Raw genomic sequence first — 22,165 nt, forward strand, 5'->3', positions numbered from 1 at the left:
ACTCTCGCGTTAGCAACAATGCGCAAACTGTTGGGTCTTGCCCTGGTGACAGCTCTATTCGCCTTTAGCTGTACCTTGATCAATCCTCCTTCGTCTAGTCAAACTCCTGCTAATGACCAAAGCGAGGCCATAGCAGAACTCCACAACGACGATGTTCCAGTGGCGTCTCCTGCAGCCAAAGATGTTGCAGCTGAGACTATAACGGCACAGGATGTTACCTATGGAACCCTTGATGGCATTCCATTTGAAGGCTATCTTGTTAAGCCCGCAGAGGCCACTGAACCTTTACCAGGCTTAATTGTGATTCAAGAATGGTGGGGCCTTAACGACAATATTCGCACCATGACCCGTCGCCTTGCTGCTGAAGGCTACGCCGCCTTAGCTGTTGATCTGTACGATGGGCAGGTAGCAGAAACCCGCGATGAAGCTAAAACCTTAGTGCAAGCGGCTATTCAAAACTCAGATCGGCTGACTCAAAACGTGATAGCCGCCCATAACTATCTTACCAATGAACAACAGGCCCCTAAGGTTGGCAGTATTGGCTGGTGTTTTGGTGGGTCCTGGTCTTTCAATGCAGCCCTGGCGCTACCTGAAGATCTTGACGCGGCTGTGATTTATTACGGCAGCCAACTATCCACTGATCTAACCACCCTTGAACCCTTACAAATGCCAATTCAAGGACACTTTGGCGCTTTGGATACCAACCCCTCTCCCGACACAGTTCAATCATTTGAGACAGCGCTCAAGAACCTTGGCAAAGATACTGATATCTATATATATGAAGGAGCCAATCATGCGTTTGCGAATCCTTCTGGCACCCGTTACAACGCTGACGCGGCAGACCTTGCCTGGCAAAGAACTATAGCGTTTCTAAGGCAGCATCTTAGCAATAGTTAAACGTATTTGTCAGCGGTGTGGAAAGGGCTGCAATTTCTAATGGGCACTTAGTTTAGCCTCAAGCTCAATTTGTAAAGCCTCAGGAACATCCGATAGTAAATCGTAACCTGTAGCAAGCTCAATTCGATCAACAGAGGTTTGATACGTTTGCCATTGATCATCGAGACGCTTGTTATTAGGCATATCCACAGCGATGATCTCAGTGTTGTAAGAAACGTTATCCACAGTTGGTTCATCGTCAAAAATCACAATCACTTTCCAGGTACGGCTGGGAGGGATAACTCGCTCCTTAGCAATAGGTTGCTTTTGACCATAGACTCCACCAACGATATACAGGATCTTATTTTGCTGATAGATCAAGTCACGGGAATAATTTTCCAGCTCTTTCCAGGGTCCACGATTATTCTCAGCCGTCTGAGGAAAAACATTGGTCATTAAAAATGTTGCCGAGTTATCTTTTTTGCTAGCTGTACGATCCGCTGAAGGCACCATATGCCCACGATCATAACCACTATTGGTATAGTCTCCAGGGGCTACTTTATATGTCCCCTTGGGTAAAATGCCATCCGGGCGAAAGTTGTTTTGTCGCTCGGTACTACCAATCCAGTCGCGACTTGAGACCCAACTAGCCCAACGCAATACACCTCGACTTTGACTGTAAGCCAGAACATATTGCTCTCTATCAATTAAATAGTTATTAATATTTTCTTGCCCGGCGTGGCTAGGATTGCCCAGAGCAATATGGGGATTGTTAGAAAAATAAGTTTCCCAGTCTAATGCTGGTGTACTTTGAGGCAGTTGTTCACAAGCGCGACCGTTATCATCACCGTCCAAATTATGGGGGTCACCCTGAATGTCATTAAGGACTAATTGCGCCAGGTCTTGACTGACAAAATCACCACAGTCACAATTTTGCTCGACACAGGGGGGAAGATGGGCGTTGGGATCGGCCAATTGAGTGGCTAAATTATCGCAACTTGTCAGTATGAGTAAGAAAGCTGATGTTCTTACTGAATAACGTATCCAGCGTAGCCAATATGCTAAATTCTGATGCCTCAAGGTTCCGCTTAAAAGTACTTATATTTTCACCCATGAGTTTACCCTGAGGTTAGTACAAAAATATTATAAATATTACAAAATAAATCCTTATACATCCTTTGCTATCCCCCATGGAGGGATGGGAAAACGGCAGTATACTGTTAACTGCGCTGGACGATTTCGCTGGACGATTTCGCTGAACGATCTTGCCGGCGAAGTTTCTAGCAGAAGCCCCATCAACTATTGAATCGATTGGTGATTATGCTCAACAACGCAATTGAATTACTAAACGCTTGGTTCCCTGCTACTGAGGTCCACGCTCACTGTGATGGCCCTTGTGGTGTTTATGATCCCTCTGCTGCCCGCATCACCGCTGAAGCTGTGCTCTCGATGACTAAGAAAATTTTGGCCCTTGAAGAGCCAGCAGATGCCGCTGGTAAAGTAGTCTACGCGAACACTCTTTCTCGCTACATCGCGATCAAGGAAGAGCAGGCTCAAAAGACTAAGGATGATCTCCTGATTCTATGGACTGACTATTTTAAGCCCGTGCACTTAGAGTCCTATCCTGATTTGCACGATACTTTCTGGAAGGCGGCAAAACTTTGCTCTGCCTGCAAGGTAGAGGTCAGCCAGCAGCATGCTGAAGAGCTCATGGCTGCTGTTGAGAAGATCCACACCATCTTCTGGGCAACTAAGGGCCGTGATGTGGCTTGGTATACCGCTAGCTAGTAGCTATGTAGCTCATGTTTCTATAGCAATCCCGCAGGGTCTTTCCCTTGCGGGATTTTTGTATTCATAACCAAAGGCTGTGAATGGTAAGTCGTAAAAGGGGAAATGGGTATAGCCCATCACGTGAGGTACACAAAAGTGTACTGCCTAGTGCCGGATGGAAGGAGTATATTCAATGGCTATCAGGGCGACGGCGACGGTTTGTGGTTCGTGAGAATTCTATGGTGCCAACGCTGATGCCTGGAGATACGATTTTAGCCAAGATGGGAGGAGCAGTGCAGGTTGGTGATATTGCCATCGCCCAAGTACGCACTAGTCAGGTTGTTGCACCTGATAACTCTGCTGTATTGCTCCTCATAAAACGGGTCGGCGAAATCTTCTATGACGGTAGTGTATACCTGATCAGCGATAATACAAGTGAGCCGCAAGCCCGTGATAGTCGACATTTTGGTGTCATAGCAGCGAACCGTGTTATCGGCCGCGTTACGAGCCGTTTGGCTGTCTCAAAGTAGTTGTGTCTCCACCCATTTTTGATTAATTGCTCAATGGTAGCCCCCATTACTATTAGCCCCGCAACCCGCAATGATATTCCATTACTCTTTGAGCTTGTTATGGCTCTGGCGGAATATGAAAATCTGGCCCATGAAGTGAGTGGTGCGCCAGAAGATTTAGAAAAATATCTCTTTGGCGACAGTCCTAAAGCCCACGCGATTGTTGCGCGTATTGATGGAGCACCTGCTGGGTTTGCACTTTATTTTTTTAATTTCTCTACGTTTTTAATGAAACCAGGTATTTATTTAGAAGATCTCTTCGTTTTGCCTGGATATCGCCGTCGAGGTATCGGTACTGCCATTTTTCAATATCTCGCCCAGACAGCTTTGGCTAAAGGGTGCGGCCGTTTTGAATGGAGTGTTTTGGATTGGAATCAGCCTGCCATTGATTTCTATAGGTCTAAAGGTGCCGTGATGCTCAATGATTGGCGCACCTGTCGTGTTGCGGGTATAGCTTTGGAAGAGTTGGCTAGCAGTGAGCAGTAGTGCAGTACTAGTGGTCCATCAATCTACAAAATATTGATATAGTGAGTCCAACATAGGCTGGAGCTCAGGAGGTAAGCGCCGGACAATTTTTCGTTTGCTGATATCTATAGGAACCAGCAATACTTGACCGGTAATACATAGTTTTTGTGCGTCTTCTGTCGTATCGTAAATTTCATAAAGCCAATTCATTCTGACACTGCGTTGTATATCTAATCGCGTTCTAACCAATCCTTTGGCTCCCAAGATCAGGGGTTGGTGATAACGTAATTGCAGGTCGATGACAGGTAAGTCATAGCCTGCTTTGACAAAGTCTTCGAATGCAAATTCCAGGGCACGAAGACACTCCACCCGGGCTGCTTCCATCCATTGAACATATGTGCCATGCCAGACAATACCACCATAGTCGGTGTGATGAGGCTGTACTCGAAAACCATAGTCAAACCAGCGGTTAGTCATAAATAAGTTGACTGTCAAACTACGAATTGTGAACCCTGATCAAGTTTATGAAAACAGGGTGCTTATCATAGATATTTATACATCCTTGAGAGTTTATCCAATAGGATTTAGTCAATGATCGAGAAGATTTTGTTGGCCAGCTCCGGCCCAGGCAACACTGAGACAATGTTTAAGGCCCTGCTGGAAATCCCCATGATTCAGCGAGCGCAGGTAACTGTATTAAAGGCTATCCCGCCTCAAACAGCTTCCAACGACATGGGTAATCAGCGTACTGACAGTGAACAAGAGTTGTCAGACACGGTGACACGCTTGGGTATCGAAGCATCGAAGGTAACCCCTATGCTACGAGAGGGCGATCCTAAAGATGTGGTGTGTAAGGTCGCTGATGAAATTGACGCCAGTCTGATTGTTATGGGCTCCCGTGGGCTCGGTGGTCTAAAGGCAATTTTCAAAAACTCGGTCAGTCAGTATGTGTTTCAGCTATCCTCTCGCCCCATGCTACTGGTGAAGGATGATATATATAGCATTCGACCCATTAAGCGAGTTTTGGTTGCCTTAGATAAATCTGATATGGCAAAAGAGTCGCTGAGAGTTGCCATCGACCTCACCCGTGATATCCAGGACAGTGAATTGATCTTTGTTCATACGCTATCAAACTTGCGTAACTCCATTGATGAGGCCATTAACGCAAATCCAGAGACTGATCCAGTTCTAGCGCCTGCCATCGCTGAAGCAAAGCGGTATCGTATCAACTATCGTTGTTTGGCTCCAGCCGGTAAACCGGGTCAGCGTATTTGTGTATTGGCTGATGAGCTCAATGTGAATCTACTGATTCTGGGTTCCCCTGACCGACGTCCTTCCATTGCTAAAGGCTTACCTGATATTGATCGGTTGCTAGGTGGGTCTTTGTCTGACTATGTGCGTATCAATGCTCCCTGTCCGGTGTTACTGACTCGTATGGCAACTAATTAAGTAAAGCTGATTGGTTTGGGGAGTGTTGAATTTTGAGTTGAGTGTTGATGCCAAATTCAACACTCCAAACCAAGAATTTAGCTGTGATCGGCGATTACTCTACGGCCAATGGGGGTAGGATATGCCTGCGTTTGCTATCCTTGACCCACGTTTGTAGGTATTGATGACTATGGCGTCTTTGTCCCACACCATTGAAGCAATCTTGTACCTTAAGGCCAAACCCTTAACCATTGCCCAGATTGCCGAGTATGCCAAGTGTGATAAGGCGACTGCGGAGGAAGGGTTGATCCAGCTGATGGGAGATTATTCTCATCGAGAGGGAGCATTGGAAATTTCTGAAACTGAAAATGGCTATAGCTTGCAGTTGCGTCAGCCATTTAAGCCGCTACTCGATGAATTGATTCCTTTAGATATTGGTTTGGGTGCATTGCGGACGTTGGCCGCGATCGCAATGAAAGGTCCTCTCAGTCAGACCGACCTGGTTGACTTGCGTGGGTCAGGGGCTTATGGACATGTGCACGATTTAGTTGACCAAGGCTTGGTTCGTCGCCGTCGTCAATCCGATGGACGATCTTTTTGGTTACAAGTGACCGAAAAGTTTTATCAGCGTTTTGAGATTGATAAACTTCCACAGATTAATTTACCTGACGTCACAAATGATACGTCTGAGCCTGGTGAAACCTCGATGGAAACATCCGCCAACACAAATGATGATTCAACCATAGAGACAGAGACGGAAACAGTGCCAAACCCTCTTTCAGAGGTGAGTGTAGCAGTTGAACCAATAGCTCTGTCAGAGACTTGAAAAGTTCACTAAGGCTAGTAGTCAATTAAGATATCGTTAAATCAAGCGATGTGATGGGGCATGTTTAAGATATGTCGTTCACACTGAACTTCTTGGAAGTGCTAGCTGAAATCGGCTTGATCACGCTAAGGTAATTAGAAGAAATACACAACCATTTATGTTTAACCCTGATAGCGCCCAATTTATCGGCATGGGTTCTGACGATGCACAGGTCAATCAATTACTGAAGTACCTACAGCATCAGCCACCTGAGGTTCTCACTCGCGTGGCCCAATCCGTGAGCGGTGAGATCAAGCAAATCATCTCTCAAAACGTTCAGGGCCTCATTGGCGTGCTGCCGTCGGAAGGGTTTAACGTGCAGGTGACAACTGACCGTGAAAACCTGGCGGGGTTGTTGGCTTCAGCCATGATGACGGGATACTTCCTACGTCAGATGGAACAGCGAATGGAACTTGAATCCAGCCTGTCAGGGGTATCCTCTACACTAGATAGTGATTCAGATAGCGAATTCCCAGAATTTGATAGCTAGGCCATCTAAAGCCTAGCTGTTACTACTTGGTTTTCAAGCTCACCACCAGTTTGCAAGTAAATGCTTGCAAGCATTTACTTTGATTACGAGGACTCACTACAGCAAGTCATTTACTGCAGATTGTTAGGCATTTTAGTAGGTTTGACCTTAAGGGTCTTCACTTCACCTTTGCGATCAATTTCTACTTTCAGAGCCTTGCCAATAATACTAGCCTCAACCTGAGTCTGTACATCGGTAGCGGTAGCAACCTCAACCTCATTCACTTTGCTGATGACATCACCCCGTTGGATCCCGGCAATTTCAGCCGGTGTATCTTCCATGACGCGAATAACCATTACACCTGACTCTGCCTCGATAGTGAAGTCAATATCTTCATCGGCATTAATGCGCTGACGCATCTCTGGATTAAGGTTAACCATCTGGATTCCCAGATAAGGGTGCTTCACTTCACCATCTTTAAACAGCTGATCACCAATGCGTTTAGCCGTCTCAATGGGAATTGCAAATCCAAGCCCCTGAGCACCGGCACGAATTGCTGTATTCATGCCAATAACTTCTCCTTGGGCATTAAGTAGTGGCCCACCAGAGTTACCAGGGTTAATGGCAGCATCAGTTTGAATAAACTGCACACGTTTGTCAGAAATGCCCACTTGGGAGCTGGTTCGACCAATAGCACTAATAATGCCAGCGGTAACACTGTTATCTAGACCTAGAGGGTTGCCAATGGCAATGGCCCACTGACCTGCCGCTAAATTATCCGTTGCTCCTAGGGGAGCCGTTGGCAGGTTCTCACCATCAATTTTGACAACTGCAACATCGGTGACCGGGTCGGTCCCGACTACCTCACCTTCAAATGAGCGTCCATCATTTAAGGTCACATTGACTGTTTTAGCCCCTTCTACAACGTGGGCATTGGTCATAACTTGACCATCACTCGTCATAATAAAACCAGAGCCAGTTCCCTGTTCAAGACGTTCGGGTAAATCTGGTTCCACCGGAAATTCATCTGTGAAAAATCGCTTGAATAAAGGATGCTCAAAGGGTTCTGATACTCCCCTAACTGAACGTGAAGCATCAATACGTACAACGGCAGGTCCCACCTGCTCGGCGGCAGCTGCAATAAAATTAGGATTATCAACCGACGGATAGCTGGGCTGTGGAGATTGAGTTAAAACTTCTGTAGGCTCAGTTGCCGTCTGCAAAACCGAAGTAGCAATTGGTAGTTCACTATCCTGTTCCTCGACAACCGACTTGAAAAAGTAGCTATGACTGGCCCAGCCAGCACCACTACCCACCAGAAGGAGGCCTACATATAGACCGAGTTGTTTGGGAGAAATTTTCATTGCTGCTTCCTCATCTCTAGGTGATGAGGGTTCTAATGAACTTACCTTAGCGAAGATTACCTCGAAAATGTATCGGCTTAAGTACACACTCCTGATACAGACTTATCCATGGTACTGAATGTTGGTGCTGTGCTCAGGTAAATTTCTCTACCAATCACTGCGGAATGGTGATTTGCTATTGTTCGTAATCCTGGGTGCTCCAAGAATGCATGTATTCCAAAGATTTTATAAATTTTTCCTATTCCTATCTGGATTTAGTTTGCTTTCCCTGGGTTGGTTGAAGCCGTTGCAAGCATCAGCGTGCCCTGACGCGGCGCTTTCCCAAATGACCAACCACCGTGTTACAGCGGGAGAAACGCTGGAGGGTGTGGCTGCACAGTATGGGTTACGCCCGGCAACATTAGCGGCAATCAATCCACAATTGCCAGCTCAAGGAGCTCTGCCCACGGGGGGAGTGGTCGAAGTCCCCCCATTTAATGGTGTTCCTGTCCAAGTCGGGGCGGGTCAAACCTGGCAGTCATTGGCAGAGCGCCATGGGACAAGGGCAGACCTTTTATTTGAGGTGAATGGCTGCCCTGATACCTTACCCAGTCGAGTATTTATTCCTGCTGGTAATCGTGGGGGCACTATGGCTGCTGAAACTACGCCTTCAGCAGTTGCCTTAGGGTATCCATTGCCCGTTCCAGCCAAGCTTGTGTTGAGTTATGGTTGGCAGCCTCATCCCCGACGAGATGAACTGGTTTTTAACAGTGGTATTGCTTTTTCGGCAACACCAGGGACTGTGGTGACATCAGCTGCAGATGGCACCGTAGCGTTTGTGGGAGAACACAATGGCGCTTTGATCGTGGTGGTTAATCATAGCAATGGCTTGCAGACCCGTTATGGCAACTTGGCTGATGTTGAGTTTACCGTTGGTGATGCAGTTACCCAAGGGACTGGATTGGGCACCGTAGCAGGTGAGTCGCAGGATTCTTTTATGTACTTTGAGGTGCGGACAAATTCTAGTGAGGGCTGGATTGCTCGCGATCCAGGTCAATATTTGTCCGAATTAGAATTACAGCAATAGCTCACTTGCGAAACTCGATAAAGTATCGGATATCTGAAGAATTGCAGCGTAAAGCTAGTCATTGCGATAAAGAAGGCTTACAATGCCGTTATTCTAGGTCCAATACCAAGGGTGAGGGTGCTTTTTAAGGAACGTGTTGTGCTATGGCTAGGCATCCAATCTTGTCTGAGCAACTATCTAAAAGGTTAAAAGCGCTGATGAAGCGTGCTTCGAGACGTGTATCACCTTCCCGTAGCAGACGGGGCTGCCCCCCCTCATCTCTAAAGCTTAAGAAAGTGGCTGTGCCCAAGTCGCCTGCCGCTAAAGCAACCCGGACCATAGCTCATAAGACAACTGCACCTCAGAAAAGGTCTGCTAAGTCGGGTTCATTTTGGTCACATCTATTTTGGGTGCGGCCATGGCTGCTGGTCGTTGCCCTGTGGCTGACATTTATATTGATGATTGCGATCGCACTCGCTGGTCTTTCTAACCCTGGCCGTGAGATGACTCTGGAGCCTGTCAATAGCAGCATTGCAGGGCAGCCCCTAAGCACTCCTGATGCCGCTGCTTTTTCACGGCTGAGCATTCGTAATGAAAAAAGTGTCCTGAGTCAGCGAGATCCGGCAGCGACGTTACCAGGGGCAAACGAGCAAGCTATGCCAGCTTGGCCACTGTTATTCATGGTCGTCACCTGCGCAGGTGGCTGTCTACTGGTATCTAAACAAGGTCTGTTAACAGCTGAGTCTCGTCGTAGTCGCCGCCGGGTTACAACCACTCCTGTGCCTCAAGCAGGTTCTCGCCCTGTACGCTCTGCACGAACCCCAGGTAAAACCGTTAGTAAACGGCAACGTCGTGGTAAACACCGCCGTTTGGCAGCCCAGCAGCGCTCAGCCCCTAAAGGCATGGCAGTGCAGTCAGGCCAGAGACCTGGGCACCATCAAGTACCTGCTCAGCCATCAGCACCCATGGCGTCACAACCAATGTCATTTGCTGTGACTAGCCAGTCTGCTCCGTCTGGTCCATCGGTGACCGTTGTTCCGGACAATGAAACGTCTCCCCTGGATTGGAAAGAAGGGAGTCTGGCCCATAAATTAGATGTCCGTCAGACTCGCTCAATCAGTTCTTTCTTGTAAACCGCGTTTTGACGGGTCTGCCGGTTATTTATCACCCTGACTATGTGACGCCTTTGCCCACAGGGCACAGGTTTCCGATGCCAAAATTTCAGCTACTGCGGGATCTGCTGGTGCGCGATGGCGTCATTTCAGAAAAGCAGATTTATCAGCCGGGGCGTCCCCCTAGGGACTGGCTCGAATTAGTGCACGATTCGCCCTATGTACAAGCTTATTGTGATGGCGGATTAGACGCTAAGGCTCAGCGCCGCATTGGTTTGCCCTGGAGTGCGGAATTAGTGCGACGAACCTGCACCGCAGTCGGCGGGACTATCTTGACGGCCAAACTAGCACTCAATCAAGGGTTGGCCTGTAACACCGCTGGAGGAACCCACCATGCCTTTCCAGGATATGGAGCAGGATTTTGTATTTTTAACGATATTGCGATCGCAACCCGTCTTCTCAAAGCCCAAAACTTACTTAAAACCGTCCTAGTCGTTGATTTAGACGTACACCAAGGCGATGGCACCGCCTGGATTTTTCGGGATGACCCCAGCGTATTCACATTTTCCATGCACTGCGCAGTGAATTTCCCAGGGCGTAAGCAAACCAGTGATTTGGATGTGCCCCTGGATGAAGGCACTGAAGATGACGAATATTTAGCAAAGCTAGAGGCCCATCTGCCCGATCTATTGGCTCAGGTAAAGCCTGATCTGGTTCTATACGATGCTGGTGCTGACCCCCATCGGGATGATCGTCTGGGTAAATTGGCCCTGACGGATGAGGGGCTATATCGTCGTGATTGGTATGTCTTAGAAACCTGCGCGAAAGCGCGATACCCGGTAGCCTGCGTAATTGGCGGTGGCTATGGCAAAGACATGAACGCGCTGATCTATCGACATTCATACTTACATCGGGCCGCCAGCGAGGTCTACCGGAAATATTGCTAGAAATTTAGGATAAAGTTGTAAGGCTTTAGCAGCACCGTTTCCTGGAAGCAGTAAAGCCTTACTAACGGAGATGTCACCATATTCAGGAAATTTTGACCATAGCTGCTGAAGTCCGATCTAAACCTAATTTCAAGCATCAAAAATCTTTCCCATGCCTTGGACCGTTATTACCTTCTATAAATTTGTTCAGCTCGATGATTTTGTTGAATTGCGTCAGCCCCTCACAGAGCTTTGTAAAACGCAAGGCATTAAGGGAACCATCTTGCTAGCCCTTGAAGGAATTAACGCTACGGTAGCAGGCACCAATGAAGCAGTGGAAAAGTTACTGTCCCACCTTAAACAAGACCCCCGGTTAGCCGATCTCACCCACAAAACCTCATCTGCGGAAGAGCAGCCCTTCTCGCGGATGAAGGTGAAGCTGAAAAAAGAGATTGTCACCCTAGGACAGCCGGACGTGAGCCCGACGAAAAAAGTCGGCACGTATGTGGACCCCAAGGATTGGAATCAGGTAATTTCTGATCCAGACGTGGTGGTGATTGATGCACGCAATAATTACGAAGTGGATATCGGTACCTTTAACGGTGCCACTAACCCAGAGACTGAGTCTTTTCGTGATTTTCCTGACTATGCGGATCAGCAGTTAGACCCAGCAAAACATAAACAAGTAGCGATGTTTTGTACCGGGGGGATTCGCTGTGAAAAAGCATCATCCTACTTGCTAGAGCAGGGATTTGAGCAGGTTTACCATCTTAAGGGCGGTATTCTAAAGTATTTAGAAGAGGTCCCACCAGAAGACAGTCTTTGGGAAGGGGAATGTTTTGTGTTTGATCAACGGGTGACCGTACAGCATGGCTTAGCAGAGGGCAGCTATGCCATGTGCCGTGGCTGTGGACATCCGATATCCGATGAAGATATGCAATCACCCTATTACGAACCAGGGATGGCATGCCCTAATTGTTACGACCAACTGACTGAGAAACAGCGTATGCGATTTGCCGAACGTATAAAGCAGCGACAGCTAGAGAGAGAACGAAAGTCTCTTTAGGCGCTTGTGCTTAAATAATCAGCCCATTACCCCATCACTCATTCACCCATCGACAGCCCCAACCTGGGTCTTTATTTTTGTTCAGTCCCCTAAGAGGCACAAGAAGAGCCCCATAACTAAAGATTTGACCTCAAAGCGTTGGGTAAGGGAGCTTTGTCTCCTACTCGATACCCTTGCTGCGCAATCAGGCGCTCAAGATTGCGCACCCGCTTTTTAGATGGAGGGTGACTGGCTAATATGGCTAAGCCGGGACGCTCTGATCGACTGAGCCGGTCAAAGAAGTCGGTGGCTCCAGCAACATGACCATAGACTTGGTTAAGCAGTGTCAATCCGAGTCGATCAGCGTGTTGTTCTTGCTGTTGCGAAAACTGAGCAGTGGAAAGTGTAGAAATGCTAGCGCTGGCGATGGAACCCCAAGAGCCAAAGTCACCGAGTAAAGACGATAGGGATAGACGAATTAAGACCTGACGGCTGAGGCCGCGCAGATGATCTCGATTGGCAAAGTGCCCCAGCTCATGGCCTAAGACCATCATTAACTCGTTTTCAGAAGCTACTTCGGCGAGTAAACCCTGGTAAATAATAATGTGATCGCCTGGAATAGCCAGGGCATTCACGGTCTGATCTGGCACATACAATACCTGATAATTCCGTCCGTTAGTCTGTGCAGCAGGTAAATACGTCTCCAGCCGGTCTAATAGCTGATTAAGGGTTGCTTGTGTCGCTGACACTTCAGCTTGAGCCGCGTAAATGGGCACAATTGCCCGCCCCAGTTGTTGCTCTACACGAGTCGGGATAAACCATACCAAAGCTCCTGCTAACCAGAAGGCAATGGCAATGGCGATAGCGATGCCTGCGAGAAATAACCCCAACAACACTAACAGCTGATGATGGCTGGGTGGGGGTGTTTTGTCACTATACGCCGCTGTTCCAGGCGGAAGTTCCATGGGCATTGGTCATCTAGTTGTTACTCTTGGTTGGGCGGAAGGGATTCAGGAAGTTAACCAGTGAGTAAACATTACGGGACTGAATCCACAGTCGACCCGAGCCACTAAAGCGAGCCACGAGCCCTTCTCCACCAAAAATGCCAGTTCTCAACCCCCTAAAGGATAGACCACTGATCATTTCAACGTTATAGCTGAGGCTATCTTCAAAGGCGACAATATAGCCCGTATCCACTATATAATTGCCTTCCACAGGGATTTCTAAAATTGCGCCAAAGGAACTAAACCAAAAATCCCCCTGGCCGGTAACTCGTAAGAGAAAAAGCGATTCTCCACTAAAGAATCCTTTAAAGCCTTGAAATTTGCTGTCAATGGAGACGCCTGGACCAGCTGCGACAAAACCAGATGATTGCACCATCAGACTTTGATTGCCGTCTAAGATATAGTGTTGAATGTCTCCAGGCACACCTGGCGATATGTATAGATCACCAGAACTTCCCTGGGCTGTAAACTCACTGATAAATAAAGATTCGCCCCCGAGCATGCGGCCAAGGCCTTTTTTCCAGCCGCCTTTTGCTTTGGATTTCATATCAATGCAGCTGTCCATAGCTGCCATGGCCCCAGCTTCTACAGAGACGGTTTGATTGGGCTGCAGGCTAAGTTTGAGGGAAGCGTACGCTGGATTATGGTCGATGGCATATGTGACTTGATTACTCATATCGCTTGGTTCCTGATTCATTTACAGTGGCCGGATTTTGGCTTTGCTCACGCTGCTAACGAGGAGGCAGTTTGCCCCCCACTAATCGCCCAAATGATCCAGGATTGTGGGTTTGGCAAAAGACTTTACCGCGACCTCTAAATTGGCAGACAAATCCTTCTCCGCCAAAGAATGCACCAGCCCAGCTTTTGTTAGCTTTGGAGATGCTGTAGTCAAGGGTACGCTCAAAGGCGACAATGTGGCCTGTATCGACGACATAGTCTCCATCCACATCTATTTCGTAAATGCCACCAAAAGCGCTGAGCAACAATAGGCCTGAGCCGCTAGCTGTGAGCCAAAAGAGAGATTCTCCTGAGAAGAGACTTTTAAAGCCAGTGAAGCCTAAGTCAATATCAACATCGGGTGTACTGGCCATGTAGCCAGTGGATTGCACCACAAGTTCTGTTTCTTTGAGGGTATAGGGAAGAATATCGCCGATTAGTTTGGGGGCAAGATAGAGTTCTGCCGAGCTATTTCCTGAGCGAAAAACGCTCAGGAACAGCGATTCTCCAGCTAGCATACGCTTTAAGCCACCAAAGACGCCGCCCCCCTTACCTTTGCGGAGTGTGGTGCTAACGTTCACAAAGCCGCTCATGGCGACCATGGCCCCGGCTTCGGCAATGAGTTCTTCTTGGGGGTCCATGAAGATTTTTGCGATCGCACTATCCGGCTGATGTAACAGTTCAAGCTTCATACTCTTTCCAGGTTATATAGATGTTATCCAGCACTCTCTACCGCAGCTTCGACCTGAGGAAGCGAACCAACCCATCCATACTGCGGGACTGGAGATAAATTTTTCCTCGACCCTGGAGCCGGTTGATAAACCCTTCTCCAGAGGTGATGGAGCCCACCATACCTCCCGACAAGCCAATGTTCATCTTGATGCCTGGTTCGTAGGCCACGAGATGACCGTTGTCGACAATAAATTCATCTTTGACAGTGACTTCCGAAAGGCCACCATAGGCACCAAAGAAAACGAGTCCACGACCACCTAGCTTGAGCTTAAATAACCCTTCGCCAGCAAACCAACTAGCGAAGCCGGCCCACTGTAGTTCTACCTTAACGCCTGAGCTGTGGGCGATATAGGCTCCAGGCTGCAGACACAGTTCATTACCATTCAGCTCCATGCGGGCAATATCGCCAATGGTTGACTGGGTGAGCACCAGCGTTTGGGGATTATTAGTTCGATTAGCAAAGTGATTCAGGAATAGGGATTCGCCACCGAAAAATGCTTTGAGCAACCCTGGAATCAGGCCACCAAAGAAGCCTGTACCCATGGATATTTGCCCATCCATGCTCGCCATCGCTCCCGCCTCGGCAAAAATACGCTCTCCCGGCTGTAAGGTGACAAATAAGGTGGCAAACGCTGGTTTGTAGCGAATTTCGTACTTCATCGCTAACACTCCCGTATTTGAGTCGTGAATCGGTAGTTATCCCTCTCAGACTACCTAGAACGGGCAGGAAAGTAACAGCTTAAGTTGATAAAGCGCAACATGAACATGATTAATATAAGTATTCACCCAGGAGCACTGGCTGAGTTATTCATAGCCAGTTACCCACCAGAATCAACGGAGCCCAATTTCCAGGATGACCATCCCGTTGAATGGCTGCTATCTGGGCTGCTTGTAAGGCTTGGGCTTTATTGAGGTTTGGATGCTCTTTCAGGTTGCGGTAGAAGTGACCCATAATATCGGCAGTGATGGCATCATCAATCAGCCATAGAGACGCGATCGCGCTTCTGGCTCCAGCCCGAAGTGCGACACCCGCTAACCCTAAGGTTGAACGATCACTGCCTAACCCGGTGTCACAAGCTGTCAAGGCGATCAGTTCAATCGGATGAGTATTGGATGAGTTATCTCGAATTAATTGCTCTAATGCACCAAAGGTAAGTTTCTCGCCATCACCCGTCACAATAAATGTGCTGTCAGGGTCTGCACTAAACTCTCCATGTGTGGCGATATGCAATAGGGAATAGTGGTTCTTTTTTAATGCTTTGGCCAGATTTTCTGATGTGAATTCTCTATTTAGAAGTGGGGCAGGACTACCCGGAAAAATATGTCTAACAGATTGAAGTTCTTGCTCCACATGCCAGATCGGTGCGTATTCACAGTTACTACCATTTTCATCACATAAACCATCGCTAAAGCCTAAGGTTAAGACCTCTAGCTCTTTTGGTCGCAGTGCTTCTGGCTCGGTCAAGGTCAGTGATGGGATAGTTGCGATCGCATAGTGCTCAATTAAATACTGTGCGCCATCCCATAAAGCCGCCATGGGTATGCTGCGAAGGATGCCATCTTGGATAAAAACGAGGGTCTTAACATGGGTCTCTGCTAAAACCTCATCAAAGGGAGTAATGATCCACTGATAAAGCTGTGCAGCAGAATGATAGTCATAGGTACGATCATGGGATCTTTCTAAACCTTGCCGGTAGTCGATGGCTGTTTTTACCAGACGTTCGGTATTGACTGGCACCCAGGTCAGCTGCGCCGCCACATTCGGCACAGTCAAGATCAGCGCCATTTGATCACCCACCGTAATGGAGCTAATCACGGCAGAGGTTGTATTTTGATTAATTAGCCCAATCACCTGCTCTTGCCGGATTGGACTGAGTAAACAATCATCCCCAAAGTAATTTTGCAATTCAGCTAATCTGAGAGAGTCTACGGTCTGTAACGCACCTTCTAGACTATTGAGAGGAACATCGTCGTTTCCGTTTTCTACTGATAGTTGGTAAGAGGTATTGTCCGCTAGTTCAAGCTGGAGCTTGATCATTCTGCGATAAAGTGGCTCGACAGCATCACGAAAGTCAAACTGTAGATCTTGAGTGGCCGTTAAAATATCGTCACGAATACTGTCCAAGATTGTAATCGCCTGATGGTAACTGGCCATCGCTTGGGTGTAGTCGCCCTGGGACTCATAGAGGCGACCCGCTTGCCATTTCCACAGATATTGACTATCAGCAGCGTCTCGTCCCTCATCGGCCTGCCACTCAGCTAGTTTAGTGAGCCTGAGCGCTTCTTGTTGATAGGTGAGCTTTTGTGTCGGTGACAACGATGTTTGAGCTTGGCATTCATAGAAATGGCCTAACTGCCCCGTCGCGAAGGATTGGGCCCGAAAATCATCGATATCTTTAGCAATTATCTGGGCATGGTCTAGTACCGTACGGACGATAGAGTCAGTTCCTGGAGAAAAACAGCTAAAGGCCTGTAGATTTTCTTGATACGATTTTGCTAGGGCAATGGCAGCATAGGCGGTCTCACGGGAATTGGGTAATTGTTGTAATAATTGACCAATCCGTTGCTGTGTTAAGGAGAGATCTGGAACAGGATGTCTTCTTTGGGAAAGTTTTAACAGCGTTAGCTGGGTACGCAGTTCATCTGTTAATAACGGTATAAGAGAACGTCCGTCAGTTAGGGGCTCGTCAATTAATTCAAACCGCTGCTGCACTAAAAGCAGAGCCTCTTCTACATAGCTGATAGCATTGTCAAACTGCCCATCACCTTTAACTTTCAGCTCCTGGGCAGAACTGACAAAGGTCAGACTTTTAGCCGCTTCAGCCCGTTGATAGCTGAGTAGAGCCTGTCTACCATAGGCATTGGCTAAGCTATTCAGCATCGGAATCTCATAGGCATCTGAGAGGGGTCCCTGATGCGCTAAGTGAAGACCAGCGGTGAGAATTACCACCGCACTCCCATAGTCGCCTTGAAGCTGGTAGGCATCCCCCAAACTCCCCAAGGCTGCAACCTGTCCTGCTAGATCTTGAGTGGAGAGCGCAAGCGGGTAAGCTCCATCTTCAACACAGTTTTGGAACAGGGTGACAGGGCTCGGTGGCTCATCTACATCTATAGGGTTGGTAGTTTGAGTATCAACATTTTGAGGTAAACAGATCAGTGCAATTGCTCGCCGGTATTGTCCCAAGCTGGCGTAAATCTGGGCTTGTTCAGTTTGTATTCGCCCCATCCTTGCCACCATGCCTAACTGGTCATAGATGTTTCCCGCCTCAATCAGAGCCCCTAGGGCTTTATGGGGTTGTCCTAGCTGCTGATAGGCATTGGCTAGGTTAGTGTGAATCACAGCTTTCTCAGGCACCGGATCGTCAACCGGGTAACCATTGAGGGCTTCCAGCCAATGCTCAATAGCTGCAGAATAGTTGCCTATATTGTAATCATCAACCCCCGCCTGCACCGTTTGAACCCCTTGGATAGCAATTCTTTTAGCAAAACTCGCTGCCGATGCCATCCCAGGGATAAAGGAACTATGACCAATCCATACCGCTAAGGTCAGACTGACAGCAAATAGAGTTTTGAGCCAACGTCGGTTAATAAGTCGGTTAACAAATAAACACCGCCAAGGAATGTTCATCAAAATATTATCAGGGGAGAAAATTGTTAATTTGCAATAGGACTATTGATATATGGGTGAGCCAGCTGTGACGTCATTACGGCATCAGATGTCTCATGAAAGGACTTAGCAGATTTGTACAATGCGTGATCCACTCCCAAAATGTAACAGAATAGATGTCTGAATCGTTATTAATCAAGAGATCGTCCCATGAAATTTACTCAATCTGCTGGTTGGTTTCATGTCTGTACGTTGTTATTAACGAGCAGCTTGGTTGGGCTCTCCCATGGAACTATGATGGCTCAGATTTTGCCGGATAATACGTTGCCGGGTGAGTCTTCGGTGGTAACGTCTGGCGCGGCGGTACAGGGTTTGCCTACGGAGCTGATTGAGGGAGGAGCACGGCGAAATACTAATCTTTTTCATAGTTTTTGGGACTTTAATGTAGATTTTGATCAGCGGGTTTATTTTGCCAATCCTGCGGCAACTGAGCGAATTTTTAGTCGGGTAACCGGGGGAAATCCATCGTCGATTGATGGAGTCTTAGGAGTCGATGGGACAGCTAGCCTATATTTTTTGAACCCCAATGGAGTGATCTTTGGACCAGCAGCGAGTTTAGATGTGTTGGGCTCGTTCTTTGTGAGTACGGCGCAGGGGATTGGGTTTGAAGATGGTAGTGAGTTTAGTACATTGGGGCCGAACAATAGTTCACTTTTGACAGTGAGTGTCCCACTGGGGCTACAGAAGGGACCAGCACCAAGAGAACAATCTGTGGTGCTCAATCAAGGTAGTCTTGCGACTGGACAAGACTTAACAGTGTTTGCAGATCAGGTGGATTTACAAGGACCAGTCATATCCGGTGGAAGTCTTAATCTATTCGGTACAGGTACGGTTCGTATTCGAGATTCCGTAACCGTTCCTTTCATAGCCGCAGCAGCAGGAAACTTAAGGATTCAAGGAAATGAGACGGTTGATATTGTTGTGTTGAGTCATCCAGATAGTGGTCTTTATTCTGGTGGAGATTTATTGTTACAGAGTGCGAATGAGGTGGGGGGAGATGCTCATTTTTGGAGTCGAGGAGGGTTTAGGGTTGAGACATTAAATGGTGATGCTGGTAACTTATTCAGTCCAATCGATCCTATTATTCGAACGTTTGGAGATGTTGTTATTAATGAATATGAGGGGGCATCGCTCCATATTTTGGCCGGTGGTTCAGTGACCCTAGGAACAGCTACAATTACTGGCTCAGATCCAGGCATTTTGGGCATTGATGCGATCCGGGAAGTAATTGAGTTGTCGGACGGTACGCTGTTGGCAGTTGATGGCTTAGCTCAACCAACGTTGGATATTAGGGCAGGTGTTAGACCCGAGATAATCGGCGATCCTCCTTTAGAAATCTTAACTGGGTTCAATCCGTTTACGGATATTTTTTTTGCACCAGCCTTTGCTACACCTAACCCATCTACTGCTGATATCAGCGTAGGTGACGCACGTATTGAGCAGCCCGATGGATTGATTCTGTTGACAAATCAATATTTTCCACAGCCAACCGTGTTGAATAGCTCAATTTCGATTACGGGTGATGGAAGATTTAATGATGGATTAGTTGTCGGCACCTTTAATGGAGAAAGCAGTAACATAGTTATTGACGCTCGCAACAATGTGTCTGTTACTGACAGTGTTATTAGTACTACTGCTTTAGGAGACGTTGGCGATATTACGATACTGGCCAATGATGAGGTGGATTTCATCAGCACCAATGGCAGGTTAACAGGGGTTTTTAGTGATGTTGCTGCCAATGGTACAGGCAACGGTGGCAATATCGTTATTCGAGCCTCTGAGTTGATGCTTGCAGGCGGAGCTCAACTATCTGCCGCCTTGGTTGGAACGGGTAATGGTGGCAATATTTTTCTTGCGATCGCTAATCAATCTACCATTGATGGATTGAATGAAAATAATGCACTTGTCAGTGGTATTTTTGCCGAGGTGAGTGGCCCTGGGGCAGGAACTGGGGGAGATATCGAGTTAAATACCAGACGTTTAAACGTGACTAACGGTGCACAGATTAGTACGTCAACCAATGGCATTGGTGATGCAGGTCAAATCATAATTGATGTTGCTGAGACGGCCCGCTTTGATGGAGTAAATAATGCAACAGGAATCGTTAGTGGTGCCTTCAGCAACGTCAATCGTACTGGATCAGGCCAGGGTGGAGTGATTCAAATTTTAGCCAATGATCTTGCAGTTACCAATGGGGCACAACTGAGTTCATCCGTCTCCGGTACCGGTGATGCAGGCGATGTGATGCTTGAGGTGACAGAAACGGTCCACTTTGATGGATTTGATCCACAGGGAAACTTTCCGAGTGCGGCCCTTAGCAATATTAATTCTGATGGGGAAGGCACAGGCGGAGTGGTGAGCATTACGGCCAATCAGCTTGATGTCACCAATGGGGCAGCAATAGCTGCTTCCTCAAATGGTCTAGGTGATGCGGGAAGTGTGATCATTGCCATCTCTGACTCCATGCAAGTCACTGGTTTTAACGCTGCGAACGGTAGAGCTAGTGACATCTCTAGTAGTATTCGGTTTGGAGGGAGAGGCAATGGCGGCTTGGTTGACATTTCAGCTAACACGCTGGAAGTCAACAATGGCTCCCAGATTGAAGGATCAACCAATGGTACAGGTGACGCTGGCACGGTCGTCATTGATATCGCTGAAACAGCTAGATTTGATGGCTTTAATCCAATTAATTTCTTGGGCAGTGGCGCTTTTAGTAATGTGAATTCAGACGGAGTTGGCAATGGCAGCCTAGTGCAAATCTCAGCTGGTAATCTTGACGTGACAAATGGTGCACAGTTGAGTGCGTTAGTGTTTGGTCAAGGGCAGGCAGGTGATGTGGTGCTCAATGTTAGAGAAACAGCACGTTTCGATGGGTTTAATCCCAATGGGAATTTCCCAAGTGCGGCGTTAACCAACATTGAACCCAATGCCGTCGGGATGGGGGGAGATATCACCATCACGGCTGCTAATCTTGACATAGTCAATGGAGCCAGGGTGGTGGCCAGCTCTGATGGCATTGGCAATGCAGGGGATGTGAGGATCAAAGTCACTAACACCATCTTTATCAGTGACTCTGATCCTGTTTCTTTGAGTGGCATTTTTAGTAATCTTAGAAAAAATGGCATCGGCACTGGTGGAGATATTGTTGTTTCAGCCAACAATTTGGAAATGAGTAATGCTGCAACAATCAGTGCATTCTCCGATGGGGATGGTGATGCAGGCAATATATTTTTAACTGTCAACAATAGTTTTCGAGCAGACGATAGCAGTATTCTCACGAACGCAGAGAATACTGCTGGAGGCAGTATAACTATCAATGCTACAAACGTCTTACTAATAGGTGATAGCGATATTGTTACGTTTGTAAATATCGGCGCATCAGGAGGAGGAGACATTACGTTTAATGGTAATGCGGTTATTGCCCTTGATGACAGTGATATTTTAGCGTTTGCTGATGATGGACGCGGTGGGGACATTACCTTCAACACAGCCTTCTTTGGAGAAAATTATGTACCGGGCAGTCCACCACCGTTTAATGGCAATGATCGAGTGGATGTAAATGCCAGTGGTGCCATCGACGGCAGTATTACTATCTCTGATATCTCTTTTATTGAAAACAGTTTAACCGAACTGCCAGATGCCTTGGTAGATCCCACCACACTTACCACTGGCAGTTGCATTGTCCGCACAGAAGAAAATCCAGATTCTTTTATCACTACGGGCTCTGATGGTCTTCCACTACGTCCTAACGACTCTGCTAGCTCCAGGTTTTCAGCGCTCCCAGTACAACCCCTGACTAACGAAGACGCTCCGAGCCCATGGCACATTGATCAACCTATCGTCGAACCCAATGTCCTGCATCGGCTGGCCGATGGTCGTTTGCTGCTAGGGCGAGACTGCCCATAATCAAATGTAGTTTTCTGCAATGCTCGCCTCAGAAAACGGAAAATCTACACTCCATTTATATGGCTATTTTACTCAAGTTTGGATAGTCGATTGGACACAGCGAGAATCTCTTGTGTCATAAAACTCTCCTGACTTCAGGGAAAATAACCCTTAATTTAGGAAGTGTGAATGAGCCAACAAGCAATGCATTTCATCGTTATCTCTC

General features: G+C 47.5%; 20 protein-coding genes. 12 read left to right on the forward strand and 8 right to left on the reverse strand.

Features of this window, described 5'->3' with window-relative positions:
- Window positions 1-18: 18 nt before the first annotated feature.
- Window positions 19-897, forward strand: a complete 879-nt coding sequence (locus tag QGP82_RS32805; protein ID WP_163698716.1) for a dienelactone hydrolase family protein — start codon at window positions 19-21, stop codon at window positions 895-897.
- Between the two features lie 36 nt (window positions 898-933).
- Here QGP82_RS32805 and QGP82_RS32810 read toward each other — a convergent pair whose 3' ends face one another.
- On the reverse strand, window positions 934-1,851 hold the full coding sequence (locus QGP82_RS32810; protein ID WP_490793649.1) for a DNA/RNA non-specific endonuclease: 918 nt from the start codon (window positions 1,849-1,851) through the stop codon (window positions 934-936).
- Between the two features lie 345 nt (window positions 1,852-2,196).
- On the opposite strand from QGP82_RS32810, the gene sodN reads away from it, so the two are divergent.
- The 3 genes from sodN to QGP82_RS32825 all read left to right on the forward strand — a co-directional run bounded on the left by sodN (window position 2,197) and on the right by QGP82_RS32825 (window position 3,701).
- Window positions 2,197-2,664, forward strand: a complete 468-nt coding sequence (sodN, locus tag QGP82_RS32815) for a superoxide dismutase, Ni (RefSeq protein ID WP_006518321.1) — start codon at window positions 2,197-2,199, stop codon at window positions 2,662-2,664.
- An 83-nt stretch (window positions 2,665-2,747) separates the two neighbouring features.
- Complete coding sequence (locus QGP82_RS32820; protein ID WP_163663476.1) at window positions 2,748-3,176, forward strand: S24/S26 family peptidase; 429 nt, start codon at window positions 2,748-2,750, stop codon at window positions 3,174-3,176.
- 33 nt (window positions 3,177-3,209) lie between these two features.
- Complete coding sequence (locus QGP82_RS32825; protein ID WP_163663478.1) at window positions 3,210-3,701, forward strand: GNAT family N-acetyltransferase; 492 nt, start codon at window positions 3,210-3,212, stop codon at window positions 3,699-3,701.
- Window positions 3,702-3,719: 18 nt separating this feature from the next.
- On the opposite strand, the gene QGP82_RS32830 is transcribed toward QGP82_RS32825, so the two are convergent.
- Window positions 3,720-4,157: an acyl-CoA thioesterase gene (locus tag QGP82_RS32830; protein WP_490793647.1), complete on the reverse strand. Its 438-nt coding sequence runs from the start codon at window positions 4,155-4,157 to the stop codon at window positions 3,720-3,722.
- A gap of 114 nt (window positions 4,158-4,271) precedes the next feature.
- On the opposite strand from QGP82_RS32830, the gene QGP82_RS32835 reads away from it, so the two are divergent.
- From QGP82_RS32835 to QGP82_RS32845, 3 genes are all read left to right on the forward strand, one after another.
- On the forward strand, window positions 4,272-5,129 hold the full coding sequence (locus QGP82_RS32835; protein WP_499062119.1) for a universal stress protein: 858 nt from the start codon (window positions 4,272-4,274) through the stop codon (window positions 5,127-5,129).
- Window positions 5,130-5,298: 169 nt separating this feature from the next.
- On the forward strand, window positions 5,299-5,934 hold the full coding sequence (gene scpB / locus QGP82_RS32840; RefSeq protein ID WP_250565304.1) for an SMC-Scp complex subunit ScpB: 636 nt from the start codon (window positions 5,299-5,301) through the stop codon (window positions 5,932-5,934).
- 157 nt (window positions 5,935-6,091) lie between these two features.
- Window positions 6,092-6,463, forward strand: a complete 372-nt coding sequence (locus QGP82_RS32845; protein ID WP_163663486.1) for a DUF760 domain-containing protein — start codon at window positions 6,092-6,094, stop codon at window positions 6,461-6,463.
- A gap of 110 nt (window positions 6,464-6,573) precedes the next feature.
- On the opposite strand, the gene QGP82_RS32850 is transcribed toward QGP82_RS32845, so the two are convergent.
- A complete protein-coding gene (locus QGP82_RS32850; protein ID WP_163663488.1) occupies window positions 6,574-7,806 on the reverse strand; it encodes an HhoA/HhoB/HtrA family serine endopeptidase in 1,233 nt (410 codons plus the stop codon).
- Window positions 7,807-8,131: 325 nt separating this feature from the next.
- Here QGP82_RS32850 and QGP82_RS32855 point away from each other — a divergent pair, with 325 nt between their 5' ends.
- The 4 genes from QGP82_RS32855 (at window position 8,132) to trhO (ending at window position 11,955) form a co-directional block, all read left to right on the forward strand.
- Entirely contained in the window at window positions 8,132-8,872 is a 741-nt protein-coding gene (locus QGP82_RS32855; RefSeq protein WP_499062120.1) for a peptidoglycan DD-metalloendopeptidase family protein, read from the forward strand.
- A 281-nt stretch (window positions 8,873-9,153) separates the two neighbouring features.
- Window positions 9,154-9,984: a hypothetical protein gene (locus tag QGP82_RS32860; protein ID WP_499062121.1), complete on the forward strand. Its 831-nt coding sequence runs from the start codon at window positions 9,154-9,156 to the stop codon at window positions 9,982-9,984.
- A gap of 77 nt (window positions 9,985-10,061) precedes the next feature.
- Window positions 10,062-10,910 (forward strand): histone deacetylase family protein, encoded by an 849-nt coding sequence (locus QGP82_RS32865; RefSeq protein WP_250564906.1) that lies wholly within the window; start codon window positions 10,062-10,064, stop codon window positions 10,908-10,910.
- A 151-nt stretch (window positions 10,911-11,061) separates the two neighbouring features.
- Complete coding sequence (trhO, locus tag QGP82_RS32870) at window positions 11,062-11,955, forward strand: oxygen-dependent tRNA uridine(34) hydroxylase TrhO (RefSeq protein WP_499062122.1); 894 nt, start codon at window positions 11,062-11,064, stop codon at window positions 11,953-11,955.
- A gap of 116 nt (window positions 11,956-12,071) precedes the next feature.
- Here trhO and QGP82_RS32875 read toward each other — a convergent pair whose 3' ends face one another.
- From QGP82_RS32875 to QGP82_RS32895, 5 genes are all read right to left on the reverse strand, one after another.
- Window positions 12,072-12,899, reverse strand: coding sequence for a M48 family metallopeptidase (locus tag QGP82_RS32875; RefSeq protein ID WP_348917923.1), 828 nt, complete (start codon window positions 12,897-12,899; stop codon window positions 12,072-12,074).
- A gap of 13 nt (window positions 12,900-12,912) precedes the next feature.
- Complete coding sequence (locus QGP82_RS32880; protein ID WP_163663500.1) at window positions 12,913-13,614, reverse strand: TIGR00266 family protein; 702 nt, start codon at window positions 13,612-13,614, stop codon at window positions 12,913-12,915.
- Window positions 13,615-13,669: 55 nt separating this feature from the next.
- On the reverse strand, window positions 13,670-14,347 hold the full coding sequence (locus tag QGP82_RS32885) for a TIGR00266 family protein (RefSeq protein WP_163663502.1): 678 nt from the start codon (window positions 14,345-14,347) through the stop codon (window positions 13,670-13,672).
- A gap of 37 nt (window positions 14,348-14,384) precedes the next feature.
- On the reverse strand, window positions 14,385-15,047 hold the full coding sequence (locus tag QGP82_RS32890) for a TIGR00266 family protein (protein ID WP_163663505.1): 663 nt from the start codon (window positions 15,045-15,047) through the stop codon (window positions 14,385-14,387).
- A gap of 148 nt (window positions 15,048-15,195) precedes the next feature.
- Window positions 15,196-18,015 (reverse strand): CHAT domain-containing protein, encoded by a 2,820-nt coding sequence (locus tag QGP82_RS32895; protein WP_499062123.1) that lies wholly within the window; start codon window positions 18,013-18,015, stop codon window positions 15,196-15,198.
- A 189-nt stretch (window positions 18,016-18,204) separates the two neighbouring features.
- Between QGP82_RS32895 and QGP82_RS32900 the strand changes: the two genes are divergently transcribed.
- Complete coding sequence (locus tag QGP82_RS32900; RefSeq protein WP_499062124.1) at window positions 18,205-21,960, forward strand: two-partner secretion domain-containing protein; 3,756 nt, start codon at window positions 18,205-18,207, stop codon at window positions 21,958-21,960.
- Window positions 21,961-22,165: the final 205 nt, after the last annotated feature.

The sequence above is a fragment of the Leptothoe sp. LEGE 181152 genome, from assembly GCF_032906605.1.
Classification (GTDB): Bacteria; Cyanobacteriota; Cyanobacteriia; order Phormidesmidales; family Phormidesmidaceae; genus Leptothoe; species Leptothoe turfae.